The following is a 15828-nucleotide window of genomic DNA, read 5'->3' as shown; positions in this document are numbered from 1 at the left end:
GGACTGGGAAAACGCCATACCATGCTGTTGATCAGGCCAGTTTGGCGGCAGATTTTCGTGCGAGACGAATTTCCGAAAGCGATGCGTGACCCGGCAAGGAAAGCTGCTTCACATCCATATCGCGCCCGCTGCCTCCTATGAAATGGAGGATCTGGAGGAGGCGTAGCTTGTTGCCGGCCGAGGTGGGCTCGAGCACCCGCAAGACATAATCGACGATCTCTATCAGGCCTTGTCCACCGCCGAATGATGGAATTATCCAGCGCATGGTGCGGCATGCACCATGGCGACGCCAGAAGATCAGGACGTGTCAGTGCCGCTCGAATTTTCCCCAAAAGTGCCGAAGTAAAATTCCCCAGTTTCGCCGCTCAGACTGTGGCGGAGGGGTGTCCATTTTTCGGTGGCCGGCCGCGCGGCCGCGATGGTGGATTTAATGTCGGCGGCGTGATGGAGGCTTTTGATCGCAGGTGTTCGGGCATGAGCTCGGCGTGTTGTCGGAGCCGATAGCTCGATCCTTCGATCTGGACGACGACCGCATGGTGAAGCAGGCGATCGAGAAGTGCGGTTGCGACGACAGGATCGCCGAAGACCTCGCCCCATTCGGCGAAGCCGCGATTTGAGGTGAGAATCATTGCGCCCTTCTCGTAGCGGGCGTTGACGAGTTGGAAGAACAGATTGCCGCCACCGTGGACGACGGGCAAGTAGCCGATCTCATCGACAACGAGCAGAGCAGGCCGGCAGAAGAAGCGGATGCGTTCCTGCAGGCGGCCTTCGCGTTCGGCCCTTGCCAGCGCGGCGATGAGTTCGGCCAGCGTGCAGAAATAGACGCTCTTTCCAGCCTTCACAGCCTCGACGGCAAGCGCAATGGCCAGATGGCTCTTGCCTGTGCCGGGCGGGCCGAGGAAGTGGACGACCTCGCAGCGGGCGACAAAGCCGAGTTGGGCCAGCGTGAAGATTCGATCACGGTCGAGCGAGGGCTGGAAAGAGAAGTCGAAGCCGGCGAGCGTCTTGATCGTGGCCAGACGCCCCATGCGCAGTGCCGTCTTGATCCGGCTGTTCTCGCGGAGGGTCAACTCTTCCGAAAGGAGGATGTCCATGGCTTTGAGGGCGGCGATCTCGCCTTGCTCGAGCCGGCGCACGATATGATCGAGCGCTTCGAGCGCTCGTGGCATCTTCAGGCCGACGAGATCGTGGCGGATCCGGTCGATTGTGGATGGCGTGGTATCGAGCGCATTCGTCATGGACGCTGCTCCTTCGCCATCACCCGGGCGACGGCATCGTAGAAGGCCAACGGGCGCTGAGCGACCCTGTCGCCTGAGCCATGAAGGATGACCTCGTCGTTCCTCAGTCTTTGTCGGCGCTTGTGGACGTGGATGTTGCGATGCCCGGGCTCGACATGACGCTGGTGCCGGCCTTCGAGAATAGGATGGGTGGCAATCAGTGCGCCGTCCTCGAAGATGCGCAACTCTTCGGCCAGCGTGTGTACCTCGACGACACGGCGCCTGGTGGCGTCGGGCACGCTGTAGAAATTGCCGCCGACGCTGACCATGCCCTCCCGGCTGATACGTCGCTCGAGCTTCAGGACCGATCGGAGCGGAGCCAAAGGCAGCGGCCGCAGCGCTGCGCGCTCCTCGGCAAAAGCTTCGTTGACGACACGCCTTGTGGTGGCGTGAACCCTCGGGTTTGCGACCGTGTCCAGCCAATGACGCAACTGGGCGTTCAGGTCTTCGAGATTGCGAAAGGACCGGGCCAGGAAGAAGTCCTCGCGAATGTAGCGGAACGGCCGCTCGACCTTGCCTTTGGTTTTGGCGCGGTAAGGCCGACAGGCCTTGGGATGGAAACCATAGTGGCGGGCAAGATCGACGAGGGCACGGTTGTAGACGATGCCGCCGGTATCGCCTTCGCCGATCACAGCCGTCTTCATACGGTCGTAAAGCACTTCGCGAGGAGCGCCGCCCAACGCCTCGAAAGCCCCGGCATGGCAGCGCAAGACAGTCGGCAGATCCTGGTGGACGACGAAGCGTGCCCAGATAAGGCGACTGAAGCCAAGCACCATGGAGAATAGCCAGACGATTCTCGGCGTGGTCGGCTCATCGGCAAAGACGACATTGAACTGGGCGAAGTCGACCTGCGCCTGCTCGCCGGGCGGGGTCACGAAGCGAACCTCGTATCCACGCTCCGCCGCGGCAGGACGGACGTCGCGCAGGAAGTCGGTAACGGCCGTGTAGCCGCCGCCATAGCCGAGGTCCTTCAGTTCGCGGAAAAGCCGGCTGCCGGTGAGCCCAGGATATCGCGTGACGCGTTCGCGAAGATAGGCCGTGAAGGGATCGATTACCGCCTGACGCGGCTTGCGTCGTCCGTAGGCCGGAGCCTCGAGCCCGCGCGCTATGTATTTGCGCACCGTCTTGCGGTCGATCCCGCTCTCCCTGGCGATCGCCGACACCGACAGGCCCTGCCGATGCAAATCCAGTATCATCATCATCTCCCCGATCTTGATCACCGAAATCCCTCTCCCGACCATCAGGAGAAGCATCAACGATCACGCGCCGCCGGTCTCCCGGAGCGCGCTCCGGAAGACCGGCGACAGCGCTAAACTGGGGAAGATTCAAACGGCACTTCTGGGGAGTATTGAGCCGGCATCGACAGGACGCTCGACAAGCACCTTTCTTCAAACATTTCCCGAACGACCCCCAGCGCAAAGCCTCCCCATGAGAAAAGAGCATCCCATGTCTTTCACGCCATTGGTTGCCCCCGAGATCAAGGCCCGCTACCCGGATTTTCATCTGATCAGCATTGTGGTGCGGAACGCTGAAATCGACGTGCCGGATGCACAGGCGTTGAACGACACGATTGCGGCGGCGGAACAGGCGGCGCTTCGCGACGACGCCCAAAGGGACGCGCATCTTGCGGCGTGGGCCGTTGCCTACGAGGCTTTCGGCACAAAAGCCAATCGAACGCCGTGCTCGGCCGCCGCGCTTCTCAAGCGGGTGCGGAAAGATGGCTCTCTCCCGCGGATATCCCCACTGGTTGATGCCTACAATGCCGTCAGCGTGTTGTATGGCGTTCCGATTGGCGGGGAGGATCTCGATCTTTACCAGGGGGTCCCGAGACTTTTAATTGCGAAGGGAGCGGAGCCATTCGACACGATCCAGCAAGGTGAAATGGTAACCGAGCATCCCGAACCGGGCGAAGTCATCTGGTGCGATGATGCCGGTGTCACGTGCCGCCGCTGGAACTGGCGGCAGGGGCGGCGCACCATGGTCACGGTCCATACCCGCGCCATGTGGCTCGTGCTGGAAGCCCTCGGCCCAATGTCAGCTAAACAGATGACGGCCACCGGAGAGCATCTGATGGGACTTATCCAAGCGTTGTGCCCGGGTGCGCGAATCGAAACCGCGCGAATCGACGAGTCCACTAGATCTCGTGTTCCTTAGGGTATGGCCCCACCTTTCGGAGAAACACCCCACTCAGCCCTGTCCGGATCTGGCGCTCCTTGCTCGCTCCGCTGGCCTACACAGTTGATTGCGAACGACCCAGAACGGCTCTCGAAAACGAGCGTCGAACGAAATCAGATCACCGCTTGTTCTCCCTTAGCGTTGTTTGGCGTGCTTTTATCGCGATGCCCCAGTGGGGATGGTCCAAATTGCGCAAGCTCGGTCGAGTGATCGCGGAGAAGCTTAATGTCGACTAAATCGAAATTCATGGAGCGGTACGGACAACGGGTGCGAACCCGGGACGTCGTCCCGGTGTCGTCAGGCTCTCCCGTCCGACTGAGCCTCAGTTTTCTTCACGGCGCGAATACTCCTGAGGCCGCCCGGATTCTCGTTAAGAGACAGCTGCCGCTCAGGACGGCCCATGCGATACTCACGGAGATGGTCGATCACGGCAAGGCGTTCGTGACGGTTCCTTGCGTCGACGACCTATTGGCACTGAAGAATGAACTGTCGTCCGCAGGCGTGATCGCGAAGGTTCATGCGCCGCGGCCGATAAGTGTTCGCGAAGTCCGGGATCGCACGAAGCTCTCTCAGGAGGCATTCTCCGTGAGGTATGGCCTCGATCTGGCAACGCTTCGAAACTGGGAGCAAGGTCGCTCGAAACCGGATGCAGCGGCGAATACTCTCCTTTGGACCATCGCCCGGAATCCGGAAGCAGTCGAAGAATCGCTGGACATGGAGGACGGAGTGGCTGCCCCTTCGCCCTAAGGGGGCCGATCACTTCGGCGCGCGGCAATTCGGCCGCTAGAAACGAGCCATTTGCGTTCTCATGGACGTCGCGACTCGTCTCGTCCAGTAAAAGTCGCAATCATTGTCAATTGCGATGTTCCGCAGTCAGCTGGCCGTTTATTTTCCTAAGATCTGCGTTATAGGCCGGGGTGTTGTCGCCGTTTCGGCGGGTAAGATGGGATAGGCGACCTCGGGTGCCTTTCCGGTCAGCGAGTTGAGGAAGGCAACAAGCAGGTCGACTTCTTCGTCCGCCAGTACCACGCCAAGCTGGGTGGTTCCCATGATGGCAACGGCCTGTTTCAGATCCCAAACCTTGCCCGAATGAAAGTATGGCGCGGTGAGTGCAACGTTGCGCAGCGGCGCCACGCGGAAAACATAGGAATCGTCGGCTGCATTGGTGACCGCAAATCGGCCCTTGTCTTTTTCCGGCAGGACCTCGGCGCTGGGCTGTTCCACGAGGCCGAATGGGTAATAGGCTTCCCCACCAACGTTGATGCCGGCATGGCAGGACGAGCAGCCTTTGTCCATGAAAAGCGCCAGGCCCTGTTTCTGTTCGGAAGTCATGGCGGCGTCATCGCCATTCAGGAAACTGTCGAAGGGGGCCGGCGTGACCAGTGTCGCCTCGAAGGCTTCGATTGCCTTGGCGAGGTTGTCGAAGGTGACCCGATCGGCTTCAGCCGGAAAAGCTGCATCGAACCACTCGACATATTGCGGCATGGACTTGAGCGTGGTGATGACTTGGCCCGGTGTATTGGCCATTTCGATCCCGGCTTGCACCGGTCCCTTCGCCTGAGCCTTCAGGTCTTCGGCACGACCATCCCAGAACTGGGCGATGTTGAAGACAGCGTTCAGTACAGTCGGCGCGTTGCGCTGTCCCTTCTGCCAACCATGGCCGATCGAGGTTTCGTGATTGTCGTCGCCGCCGGTGGCCAGGTTGTGGCACGAGTTGCACGACAAGACGCCTGACGCAGAGACGCGTGGATCGAAGAACAGTGCCTTGCCGAGAGCGATCTTTTCCGGGGTGATCGGGTTGTTGGCGACTGCCGGTGTGGTGGGTGGCAAAGCCTTGAAAGTGGCCATTGCCGTTTCTCTGAGGTCTGCGGGGATCGAATCCGCAGCAAAGGCGGTGGCCGTCAGCAAGGGGACAGCCATCGTACTGAATAGGATTTTCATAAATGATCTCGCTGCGTCGTGCACGCAGCCACTCTGGGATATGCGGCTCATGAACGCCCTGCGCTAGATCAGTTGCGGGAGAGGACCGGGTGGTCTGACACCTGTTTTTGCGGCAGAGCTTGGACCGTCCCGGAATTGAACGCTCTTCTCGATTGGATTTTGGGAGGCGGAGGATCGCTGCTCGGCAAGCGGCGGCGCCGGAGCCGTGCTCCGGTTCTCTCTGCGCCTTCAACTATGAAGAAATCGGGGCCACCGTGTCGGATTCGGTTTGGGGCCGGTTATCTGTTCCGCAGCAGGTCCTGCTCGACTTCCGCCTGCCTTCGCCAGATCGACCTTGGCCCAAATCGATCCGCGATAGTGTCTTGTAGCACCTTTGCGGGACGATCTTATTTCGACTGTAGAGGGCCGTTTGGGGTGAGCAGAATTACACGAATTTCAGAGGCGCCCGAGTAGCTGTTTTAATTGGCTTGTAGGCCTCCATAGAGCGAATATTGGCAGACGACGGAGCACAATTTTGGCTTCGTTTATCATCTTGCTTCGATGGGACAACTGCTTTGCAATCATTACACGGTAATTTACCATCATGAATTTGAGAACCAAGTCCCACGCAGTGATTCTCACACCGGAGGCGTTGCAATCCTATCGCGAGGAGCTGATTTACAAATACAAAAGATGATTAACATCGCCATAGCGCCGCAAAATATTGTTTGTTCGCTATACTACGCTCCAGATGCCGGCGAAATCTCGACACAATAACCTCGTCGGCGTACCCGCTCCAGCCTCACACACGACTGCGGCGCCTATACTTGCGCTTTTCCACTGCCCGACATGCAGGCAGCGAGCCATTGCATCGCCGAGGTTGCATCTTCCAATATGGCGACCTGTTTCGCAAAGCGGAAAACAGTCTTGCGCGCTGCGCTCGCAGGTTTTCGTCCGTTGTATGCATCAAAGCACGCCCTGAGGGCGGCTTCGTAGATCCGGTCTCTGCGATCTTCTGGCCATTCGTTGAGAAAATCGATAGCATCCGCAGGACTGGCAATCTCTTGCACGATGTGCGCTGCACGCCTTACGAAAGGTGGGCTGCTGAAAGTCCCTGAGCTCATTCGTTCCTCCCGACCTGCTGAACCGCTAGTTTGCGTAAGGCGCCTCCTCCTCTACACCCGCCCACCATTGCGGAATGTGTTGTCACAGCTATAGCGGTTCAATAGCAAAGCAGCGGCGTGATGTCCTCGGTTTACCAGCGGGCCAATCCCTAACATCCTGCTGCGAGAGCGGCTCACCGGATGAATCTACATCGTTTCGACCATTGCGAATCAACGCTTGATAGTTCCTCCACGCGCCACCAGGAAGCGGCCACTGCTCTGCCACCGATTTCACAGCCAAAGAGAGGATGGCGAACAGAAATAGCCCGCTTCGTTTCGAGATCACTGATCATTTCGGCGCAAAGCTTACGGCCGAGACGCGCCTGAAAATGCGCAAGGACCGCGGCAGGTCACCAACAACGGGCGGATCAACGGTCACGACGGCGGATAACGCGCCACAGATCTCGCTGGACGAGCATCGCAATAATCATGTCGAGACCTTTGTTGCTTTCAGCGGCGACCGCCACTATGAAGCGACGCTTCGCCGACTGTGTTTCACGCCGCCTGGAGAGTTTCATGACAGAAGAAGCCGAAAAAAACATCGACACCCTCATCGAGCTCACGGCCGATGTCGTCTCAGCCTATGTCTCCAACAATCCGATCCCGGTGGGGGATCTCCCTGCCCTCATCGGCCAAGTGCACGCGGCTCTGAGAGGGACGGCCGGAGGTGTCTCTGCAGAAGAGCCGGTTGCCCTTACGCCTGCAGTCCCGATCAGGAAGTCGGTGACACCGGACTACATCATCTCCCTTGAGGATGGAAAGAAATTCAAATCGCTAAAGCGCCATCTGTCGACCCACTATGGGCTGACGCCGGATGGATATCGGGCCAAATGGGGCCTGCCGGCGGGTTATCCCATGGTCGCGCCGAACTACGCCGCGGCGCGCTCGTCATTGGCCAAGACGATGGGGCTCGGCCGCAAACCGAAAGCGCCGGAAGCGCCGGAGCCGGGTCTGACGAAGCGAACCCGCAAGAAGGTCGCGGCTTGATTTCGGCAATCGAGATTCGTTCTGGAGCGTTGCAGCCATCGGCTTAATCTGCGCGTCATATAAAAAGGCGGGGCCAACCCCGCCTTCCCTTCAAACAACTTTGTTTCATGAGGAATTCGCGACGCCTGCAGCAATCTGCTGCCCTCAGTTTTTGCTCGCTCCTATCGAGCGGCCGTGAGGACCTCCGGACCTACGCGCCCACTCTTGCCAAGACGCAGGAGAAAATTTCAACCAGCTTTGCTGAGGCTGCCAGCGGAGGATTTGCCAGTGCGGCGATCCTGCTCGATCTCATAGTTGATCTTCTGGCCGTCAGCGAGGGTCGAGAGGCCCGCGCGTTCGACAGCGGAAATGTGGACGAAAACATCCGGACCGCCATTGTCGGGCTGGATAAATCCAAACCCCTTGGTGCTGTTGAACCACTTTACCGTTCCAGTAGGCATATACGTGTTCCTCCTTAACAATTGCAACGTGGGCAGGCCATTAGGCCTGCCCGACTCATAGCCGAGACTTGGGCGCACCAAAAAGCGAAAAATTGTTAAGCCCCGATCAGCTGGCGCACTCCATTTTGGCCGTAGTCGCCAGCAAGCACTGTCCTACACTACCGCTCGAGCATGGCCGGAAGCGCCCGATCCTTCCAACGCTCCTCAGCGCCACGTCTATGGCTGGTGCTTGGAGGCACGTGACGTAAGGCCGACCGCTGCTCGTGCCGCCAGGTCAAAGGCCGGGTAGTTCACGGAGCTACCTTCGTGCATAACGGCTTGGCAAGCGCTTGAAGGAGTTTCGAATTGGATTGTTTCAAGAGGGTCGAGGGGTTAATCGATGCCACCAGCGTGGAAGCGATCGATAACGCGCGCGTTTTGCTGGACCAGTTCAAGGGCAAGTCAGAAACAATCGCCCAAGCGATCGACGACTTCCTACTTGATTTCATGACCTTGCTGTTTGTGGTAGAAGCCACCCGCGAGCGGTTCCACAATCCGGCGAGGCGGTTGGCGCGCATCAGATTGAGCAGGATCAGGCTGTTACTCACCCGATGCTCTTGACCTAAAGGACCACGCCGCCAGCGATGCGTTTGCAGCCGCAAAGAAGGCAAAATCTGTTCGCCGGCAAACCGAGCACAGCCAGGCGGTATTTACGCAGATGGATTCGATCGCGACCGCCAAATTCTCCTGTTTGGTACCCAGCGACGACGGCAAGCGCGGACAGCTTCCGTGCTGCTATCCTCCAGCGACGAACGTGCCTGCATGCCCCCATCCACGGCGAGCTCGACGGTTGTTTCCTACGTTTGACCAAGGTCCCGCGCAAACACTCCCTTTCCCGCAGCAACTCATCAGGCTCAACGGCCTCGCGGCAGGCGCATTACGCCAGAAGCGCGCCACCGCATCCTTCTTTCACGCCCGAGTCCTACGATCTTCGTTTTCCAGCGCCTCGCGGATACCGCCCAACTCGCCGATCTTTGATCAGATCCGTCTTCGCGCGCGAGCAGGCCCCGCGCTCGAGTTGGCTGGGCTGCTCACGCCTCTGCCCTTCAGCATCGACCCGGTCTGGCTGTCGAGAACAGGGTTCCGCCGGGGCGACCAACATCTCCATTCTCACCGTCAGTGCAGCGGCCATTCGAAGCGCACCCTATAGTCTCCCCGGCAGCGCGCCCAATCGTCTTCCGAACGCGCGCGCGTCGCGTTCGGCCCTGTCCAATGTCCGACAATGTCGGGTGCGCAACATGGCAGAGCCCTGTCCACATGCCTCGAACGGTTTTCTGATCTGGCACGGTGCGTGCTTGGTCATCCGCAAGGCGACGCGGACCAAGGAGAATCCGTCCCATGATCACCTCACCAAGAAGTACGGCCGCAGGTCTCCTGGGTCCATCCAAAGATGAGGCTCGAGTAAGGCCTGGCACCATGAAGAGCTTATTCATCTGGCTCGGCGCTGCCCGCCGATCCTCCCACGGGGGGAGACTGGGACGCAGCGCCTTCATCAAAATGAGGAACAAATCACTTTGCCTCGAACCTTGCCTTTCGACCAGCCACCACAACCGGAGCCATCGATCGTCCCCCTGGCTGCGCAAGGCGTTCATTGCCACCACGCTGGCCCTGGTGACGACCACTCCGGCTCTGGCCGTCACCGACGGCGGCAAGGTGACGGATTTCCTGCTCGACAACGGCATGGAAGTGGTCGTCATCCCCGATCACCGCGCGCCGATCGTCACTCATATGGTCTGGTACAAGATCGGCAGCGCCGACGAGCCACCCGGCAAATCAGGCCTTGCCCATTTCCTCGAGCGTCTGATGTTCAAGGCGACGACCAACCACGCCGCCGGCGAGTTCGACCGAGCCGTCTCAGCCATCGGCGGCTACAATAATGCCTTCACTGCCTATGACTACACCACCTTCCTCGAGACGGTGGCGCCCTCGGCGTTGGGTGAGATGATGGGCTTCGAGGCCGATCGCATGTTCAACCTCATCCTCAACGACGATGATATCAAGACCGAGCGCGACGTGATCCTGGAGGAGCGCCGTTGGCGCAGAGAGACGAACCCGCAGGCTCTGCTGGACGAGGAGGTCAACGCGACGTTGCGGCAGAACCAGCCCTACCGCATTCCGGTCATCGGCTGGATGCAGGAGATGGAGAAGCTGAACGGCACCGACGCATTCACCATCTACAACAAATACTACCGACCGAACAACGCCGTGCTGGTGGTGGCCGGCGACGTAGAGCCTGAGACGGTGAAGGCGCTGGCCGAGAAGACCTATGGCAGGGTTGTGCGCGGGCCGGACCTGCCCCCGCGCAACCGCCCGGTCGAGCCGGAGCAGAACACCAGGCGCACAGTGACGCTGACCGATGCGCGCGTTTCCGTGCCGAGCTTTTCCACTCAATGGGTGGTGCCGTCTTATCATACGGCAGAGCCCGGCGAGGCCGAGGCGCTCGACCTGCTGGCCGAGATCCTCGGCGGCGGCAACCGAAGCCGGCTCTATCAGGAGCTTGTCGTCAAGCAAGGCATAGCCTCGGCGGCCGGCGCCTTCTTCCAGGGCACCATGCTAGACGACGCCAATTTCACCATCTCCGGCTCGCCGCGCGGCGATGCAAAGCTCGTCGATCTCGAAGCGGCGGCCGTTGCCGAAGTCGTCCGGATCGCCAAGGATGGCGTCACCAGCGACGAGCTGGACAAGGCCAAAGACCGCTATATCCGCTCGGTTTTTGCGCCCGACGAGCTGGACCACATCGCCAACATTTATGGCAAGACGCTCACCACCGGTGGCAATGTGAAGGACGTGCTCGAGAGGCCGGACCGCGTCCGCAAGGTCACCACCGGCGAGGTCAAGGCGGTCGCCGCGCGTTATCTGGTGCTCGACCATTCGACCACAGGCTATCTTTTGCAACAGGCGGGGAATTGATCATGAGCTCCATCCCCATGCGCATGCGCCGCCCGGTCTTCCCTTCACCCCTTGTGGGAGAAGGGAAGACCTGGCGCGCCTTCGCCACCCTGTTCCTCTCCATCCTCTTCCTCATCGTGCCGGCGCTCGCCGCCCGCGCGATGAATATCCAGGAAGTCAATCGGCAAAGGGGACCACCGCCTGGCTGGTCGAGGATCATACGGTGCCGATCATCGCCATCCGCTTCGTCTTCGACGGCGGCACCGCGCATGACCCGGCCGGCAAGGAACGCCTCGCCAATCTAATGACCGGCCTGTTCCACGGCGCGGGCGATCTCGACAGCGACGCGGTCAGGTCAAGCTCGACAATGCCGGCTTCGAGATGAGCTTCGGCGCGCAACGCGACGGCATCAATGGGTCGATGCGCATGCTTTCCGAACAACAGGATGCTGCTATCGATCTGCTAAGACTCGCGGTCAACAGGCCTCGCTTCGACCAGGAGGCGGTCGACCGCATCCGCGCCCAGATTTTCTGCGGCATCATCGCCAATGAGCGCGACCCCGAGACGATCGCCCAGGGCAAATGGCGGCGCGCGATCTACGGCACGCTCCCTTATTCGAGGCCGGACGAAGGTACCAAAGTGAGCCGTATCTGCTTAAAGGCGCGAGGAGCGGTTTTCGCGGGCCTTGCCAGGCATTTGCCGGTTCAGGCGTCATTATTGGGGTGCGCTCCTCCTCAGGCCAGCCTCTCTTCGAGTGGATAGAGGACGCCGATCGTGGTCCGCAGATTGTAGGCGCAGGCCCCCACCATCCACTCCGCGCGGATGGCGAAGCCGATGTCCGTTGTTCAATCATTCGACTAGTAGAACCGCGAGGCATCTTCTAGCGAATTCAGGTATTCTCCCTTTCCAGTTGGGTACCGTGGTCTACTAGCTGTCTGGCCGAGGCCCTATAAGGAACCTGGACGTCGCGGAGTACACACCGCACCTGCTATATACACCTGCTGCGTTGAGGAGGAATCCGCTATTGCCCCTGTGCCTGCCGATGATCCGTCACCTGAAATCCCCCGACCTGTTTGGACCCATTGATCGCCTGCCGGCACTTGGCACGCGGATTAGCGAGCGGACATTCGAGGTCCTCAACCCGTCGACTTGCGAAGTGCTGGCAGAACTACCCGACATGGGTGTCGAGGAGACATGCGCTGCGATCGACAAGGCCTATGTCGCGCAGGCTGGATGGGCAGGGTTGACCGCACGTGAGCGCAGCGACGTTCTATGGCGATGGCATCAGTTGATCATCGACCACGCCGACGATCTCGCCGCAATTCTCACCGCGGAGATGGGCAAGCCGCTTGCCGAAGCCAAATCGGAGATATCGCATGCTGCGGCGTATCTGCAATGGTACGCCGAGGAGGCCAATCGCGTCTATGGCGAGACGATCTCCGCACCATCGATGGACCGCCGAATGCTGGTAATCAAGCAGCCCATCGGAGTTGTTGGCACGATAACGCCATGGAATTTCCCGGCCTCGATGGTGGCGCGCAAAATCTCGCCAGCCTTGGCGGCGGGCTGCACGATCGTCCTCAAGCCCGCTGAACAGACGCCGCTCGTGGCGGGAGCAATGTTCGCCCTCGCCCCATCAGGCTGGCTTTCCCGAAGGCGTCGTCAACCTGATCTATGCGTCCGAAGGTGACGCGGTTGGCCGCGAACTTTGTACCAATCCCAAGGTCCGCAAGATCAGCTTCACCGGGTCGACTGAGATCGGGCGCCTGCTCATGCGCCAGTGCTCGGACCAGATCAAAAAAGTCAGCCTTGAGCTCGGCGGCAATGCACCTTTCATCGTCTTCGATGATGCCGATATCGATGCCGCGGTTGACGGTGCGATCCAGGCGAAGTTCCGCAATGCCGGCCAGACCTGCGTTTCGGCGAACCGCCTTTACGTCCAGTCGGGCGTTCACGACGAGTTCGTCGAGAAATTCGTGCAACGGGCTCGCCAACTTCAAGTTGGTGACGGTTTCGCTCCCGGAGTGGACATCGGACCGCTCATCGACAAGCACGCTTTGGCCAAGATCGAATCCCATATTGCCGATGCCGTCGCCAAAGGCGGCGCAATTCGATGCGGGGGCAAACGCATCGGCAGGAATGGCACGTTTTTCCAACCGACAGTCCTGACCGGTGTCTCCAGCGAGATGACCGTCGCGCAAGAAGAGACATTCGGCCGCTGGCACCGATTATTCGCTTCGTGCGGATCAGGTCGTGCGTGAGGCCAACGACACGATCTACGGCCTCGCGGCCTACTTTATGCCTCCAGCCTGAATCGTGTCTGGCGTGTGGCCGAGGCCTTGGAATATGGAATGGTCGGGGTAAATACCGGCCGGATGTCTTCAGAAGCGGCGCCGTTCGGTGGGATAAAACAGTCCGGCATCGGGCGGGAGGGATCCCGCCATGGCCTCGAGGACTACCTCGAAATGAAATATCTCTGCATGGGCGGCATCTGAATTTTCGGCTTGCAGGGTTCACAGCCGGGTAACCTAGCGAGCGATCTCCAAATATGTGAACTGTAGGATCGCTCCTCGATTGGGAACTGAGGGGCGGCTCCGCACCCGAGCAAACACGCAATCCTGAAGGAGCACCCTGGCTGGACTTATCTCTCGACGAGACAAACGTCTGCATTGTCGGCGAAAGACGGCGTGGATGTGACGGAGGATACGCTTGCGAGGGATTTGGCGGCCCTCGCCGACTATCTTCAGGCGACGGGCTGTCTTTGCGCGGGTCTGGTTGGAAGCTTGTGCACCATCGCGATCGTGAACGCTGGTTGTGCGCAATATCCGGTTTCTGGGGCAGAATTTTGAACCTGCTACCTTCCGATTGTCAGTAGCTCAGTTGTTCTTCGGCCGACTGCCGCGCCATAGCTTACTGGTGCACCTTTGGGCTCATAGTGCTTCCTCCTCATCGAGATGAGGATTGCCGGATTTGGCGTAGAACCCTAGCACGGGTCCGAGATCAAAGATCGTCCCTGGCGCAAGGCGCCGGACGGACGCGGGCCATGTTTCGGTTGAGACGCCATCGATGCCTCGCGCCAGCGTCCTGGCAAATCGGGGCATCAGCGGTGCGAGTGTCTGCGCCAGGATCGCAGCGGCTGTAGCCTGAAGCGCGAGCGAAGTCCGGGTGCGGGCGGGATAGAGACGTCGCGCCGCTGCATAGTTTTGCGCCTGACGGTAGATCACGCAATCGCGCACGAAATCACAGGCCTGCGCGGCCGCGCGCCGGACCGAGAAGCCTTCGTCCGAATAGGCGCGCTCCATCGCCGCGCGATAGATCTCTATCCGAGCAAAGAAGGCGCGGTCGGCTGGAGCCCAGTCGCCTGCGTCGGGCACACGGCCGCCAAAGTCCTGCTTGATTTCCTGGTTCAACGCATCAAGCCAGTTCAGCCAAATCCCTTGGAACACCTCGTTCTCGGTGCGGCGCAGCGCGTCCAGCGTGAAATCCGTCCGCTCACCTTCCGGGCGTGTCAGGCCCAAATGGAGGCGCACGACGTCGACTGTCTTTGGGCTCAGAACCTCCTTGCCCCAGACCGCATGGCGGCAGCTGGTTGAAAACTTCTTGCCGTCGAGCAGGTAGAACTCGTTGACGTGATAGTGGATGCGTGGCGTCCAGTGGGAGAAGACCTCGGCGTAAAGAGCGGGGTAGAGTAGCGCGTGGTAGAACGAATTGTCGAAGCCGAAGAAATGGACAATCTGCCAGTCGTTGGCGGGCATCTCCGCCTTCCAGTCGCGACCCAGCAAGCGGCCGAGCGCCTGGATGTTGTAAAGAAAACCGAAGGCCATTTCCGGCCAGACCCAGATCACTTGCCCCGGGAACCCTTCGGCCGGCAGGCCCCAGTCCGAGGGGTGGGTAATGGGCACTGAAAAGTTGCCGCGTCGGCGTAGGCGCGCGAAGAGATCCAAGATCCGTAGCGGGACGCCCGACACCCTTAGATGCCGGTCGATATTGTCGTAGCATCGGTCCAAGGCAAGTTCCGGGCGGCGGACGGAGCCGACCAGCGGCGCCTCGGCAGACTGCCGTGACCGGGCTGCGCCCAAGTCGTGGCAAAGGTTTGGGGCGCCGCATTCCTCGCAGATGTTGCCACCGGCGGAGCCGCCGCAATCGGGGCAAAGGCCGCTAACATCCGGCTCGTAAAGATAGTGGCCTGTCACAGCTTCGAAAAGCGCAGGGCTCTGGCGCAGATCTACCGCCGTGCTGCTCAGAAGACTGCGGAAGCAGGCGGCTTGAAACTGGCGATAACCGTCATCGCCCATTGTGGGTTGGAAGCTGTGGACCTCACAATCGAAAAGTGCAAGCGTGGCGCGAATCTCGTCCGCGTAGTAGTGCGCCACGTTTGCAGGCGTCGATTGATCGGCATCGGCGCGTGTCGTGACGTAGCTCTGGTTGTCATCGCTTCCAGTGAGGTGATATGCTTCGACTCCTTTCATGCGCAGGAAACGAGTATAGACGTCGGCGCCGAAATAGGGGCCAGAAAGATGCCCCAGATGCAGATCGCCATTTGGCGTTGGCGGCGTGGAGAAGACGAAGATCGGCCCGCGTGGAGCCGTGGTTTTTGCAGCGGCATCAAGGGCGGCCTTGCCGTCTCGCCAGTAGACATCGACGAAATTTAGGTCTTCGTCCCCATCGTTGCGCAGCACATGCGCTTCAAAAGGGTGGAACAGAACGACATCGCCCGCCTCGACCGAGATTTCCCCACGGTCGGTAGTGACCTTGCCCGCGCCAGACAGGACCACGAAGGCCTCGATTTCGTCGTGCCGATGGGGCTCGGATGTAACGCCCGGTACCACCCTAGCGAACGAAAAACCGGTGCCGACGCTTCCCGTTCCAAGTGTGGCCATGTCGATACCGAACGCCCGTGACAGCTCCGTTCGAGAAACCGTGTATTTGCGCATGACA

Annotated in this window: 12 protein-coding genes and 3 pseudogenes; 9 read left to right on the top strand and 6 right to left on the bottom strand. The window is 60.0% G+C overall.

Going from position 1 to position 15828, the window contains the following annotated elements:
* Positions 1-85: 85 nt before the first annotated feature.
* Positions 86-163, top strand: a pseudogene (locus NKH98_RS24220) (MOSC domain-containing protein); the annotation flags it as partial.
* A gap of 202 nt (positions 164-365) precedes the next feature.
* On the opposite strand, the gene istB reads toward NKH98_RS24220, so the two are convergent.
* Together istB and istA are read right to left on the bottom strand one after the other, a co-directional pair.
* Positions 366-1238: an IS21-like element helper ATPase IstB gene (gene istB / locus NKH98_RS24215; protein WP_352902342.1), complete on the bottom strand. Its 873-nt coding sequence runs from the start codon at positions 1236-1238 to the stop codon at positions 366-368.
* A complete protein-coding gene (gene istA / locus NKH98_RS24210; RefSeq protein ID WP_352902339.1) occupies positions 1235-2497 on the bottom strand; it encodes an IS21 family transposase in 1263 nt (420 codons plus the stop codon). Before istA ends, istB begins: the two co-directional genes overlap by 4 nt.
* 226 nt (positions 2498-2723) lie before the next feature.
* Between istA and NKH98_RS24205 the strand changes: the two genes are divergently transcribed.
* Together NKH98_RS24205 and NKH98_RS24200 are read left to right on the top strand one after the other, a co-directional pair.
* Positions 2724-3431: a B3/B4 domain-containing protein gene (locus tag NKH98_RS24205; RefSeq protein ID WP_352902336.1), complete on the top strand. Its 708-nt coding sequence runs from the start codon at positions 2724-2726 to the stop codon at positions 3429-3431.
* A gap of 246 nt (positions 3432-3677) precedes the next feature.
* On the top strand, positions 3678-4199 hold the full coding sequence (locus NKH98_RS24200; protein ID WP_352468280.1) for a helix-turn-helix domain-containing protein: 522 nt from the start codon (positions 3678-3680) through the stop codon (positions 4197-4199).
* Between the two features lie 138 nt (positions 4200-4337).
* Here the strand turns inward: NKH98_RS24200 and NKH98_RS24195 are convergent, their stop codons facing one another.
* Together NKH98_RS24195 and NKH98_RS24190 are read right to left on the bottom strand one after the other, a co-directional pair.
* Positions 4338-5393 (bottom strand): cytochrome-c peroxidase, encoded by a 1056-nt coding sequence (locus NKH98_RS24195; RefSeq protein WP_352902333.1) that lies wholly within the window; start codon positions 5391-5393, stop codon positions 4338-4340.
* 800 nt (positions 5394-6193) lie between these two features.
* Complete coding sequence (locus NKH98_RS24190; protein ID WP_352902330.1) at positions 6194-6496, bottom strand: DUF982 domain-containing protein; 303 nt, start codon at positions 6494-6496, stop codon at positions 6194-6196.
* Between the two features lie 555 nt (positions 6497-7051).
* Between NKH98_RS24190 and NKH98_RS24185 the strand changes: the two genes are divergently transcribed.
* On the top strand, positions 7052-7522 hold the full coding sequence (locus tag NKH98_RS24185) for a Ros/MucR family transcriptional regulator (RefSeq protein ID WP_352902327.1): 471 nt from the start codon (positions 7052-7054) through the stop codon (positions 7520-7522).
* 227 nt (positions 7523-7749) lie between these two features.
* On the opposite strand, the gene NKH98_RS24180 is transcribed toward NKH98_RS24185, so the two are convergent.
* On the bottom strand, positions 7750-7962 hold the full coding sequence (locus NKH98_RS24180) for a cold-shock protein (RefSeq protein WP_023679670.1): 213 nt from the start codon (positions 7960-7962) through the stop codon (positions 7750-7752).
* Positions 7963-8307: 345 nt separating this feature from the next.
* On the opposite strand from NKH98_RS24180, the gene NKH98_RS24175 reads away from it, so the two are divergent.
* The 5 genes and pseudogenes from NKH98_RS24175 (at position 8308) to NKH98_RS24155 (ending at position 13385) form a co-directional block, all read left to right on the top strand.
* On the top strand, positions 8308-8562 hold the full coding sequence (locus tag NKH98_RS24175; RefSeq protein ID WP_352452611.1) for a hypothetical protein: 255 nt from the start codon (positions 8308-8310) through the stop codon (positions 8560-8562).
* A gap of 936 nt (positions 8563-9498) precedes the next feature.
* Positions 9499-10911 (top strand): M16 family metallopeptidase, encoded by a 1413-nt coding sequence (locus NKH98_RS24170; protein ID WP_352902324.1) that lies wholly within the window; start codon positions 9499-9501, stop codon positions 10909-10911.
* 23 nt (positions 10912-10934) lie between these two features.
* Positions 10935-11535: pseudogene (locus tag NKH98_RS24165) on the top strand (M16 family metallopeptidase); the annotation flags it as partial.
* A 379-nt stretch (positions 11536-11914) separates the two neighbouring features.
* Positions 11915-12580 carry an aldehyde dehydrogenase family protein gene (locus tag NKH98_RS24160; protein WP_352902321.1) on the top strand — a complete coding sequence of 222 codons (666 nt, stop codon included), beginning with the start codon at positions 11915-11917 and terminating at the stop codon, positions 12578-12580.
* A pseudogene (locus tag NKH98_RS24155) lies at positions 12480-13385 on the top strand (aldehyde dehydrogenase family protein). Before NKH98_RS24160 ends, NKH98_RS24155 begins: the two are co-directional and overlap by 101 nt.
* A 435-nt stretch (positions 13386-13820) precedes the next feature.
* Here the strand turns inward: NKH98_RS24155 and NKH98_RS24150 are convergent.
* Positions 13821-15824: a class I tRNA ligase family protein gene (locus tag NKH98_RS24150; RefSeq protein WP_352902318.1), complete on the bottom strand. Its 2004-nt coding sequence runs from the start codon at positions 15822-15824 to the stop codon at positions 13821-13823.
* Positions 15825-15828 lie beyond the last annotated feature (4 nt).

It is taken from the genome of Mesorhizobium sp. M0833 (assembly GCF_040319905.1).
GTDB lineage: Bacteria > Pseudomonadota > Alphaproteobacteria > Rhizobiales > Rhizobiaceae > Mesorhizobium.
The sequence above is the reverse complement of the archived record's forward strand: the minus strand, read 5'-3'. Positions and strand labels throughout refer to the sequence as shown.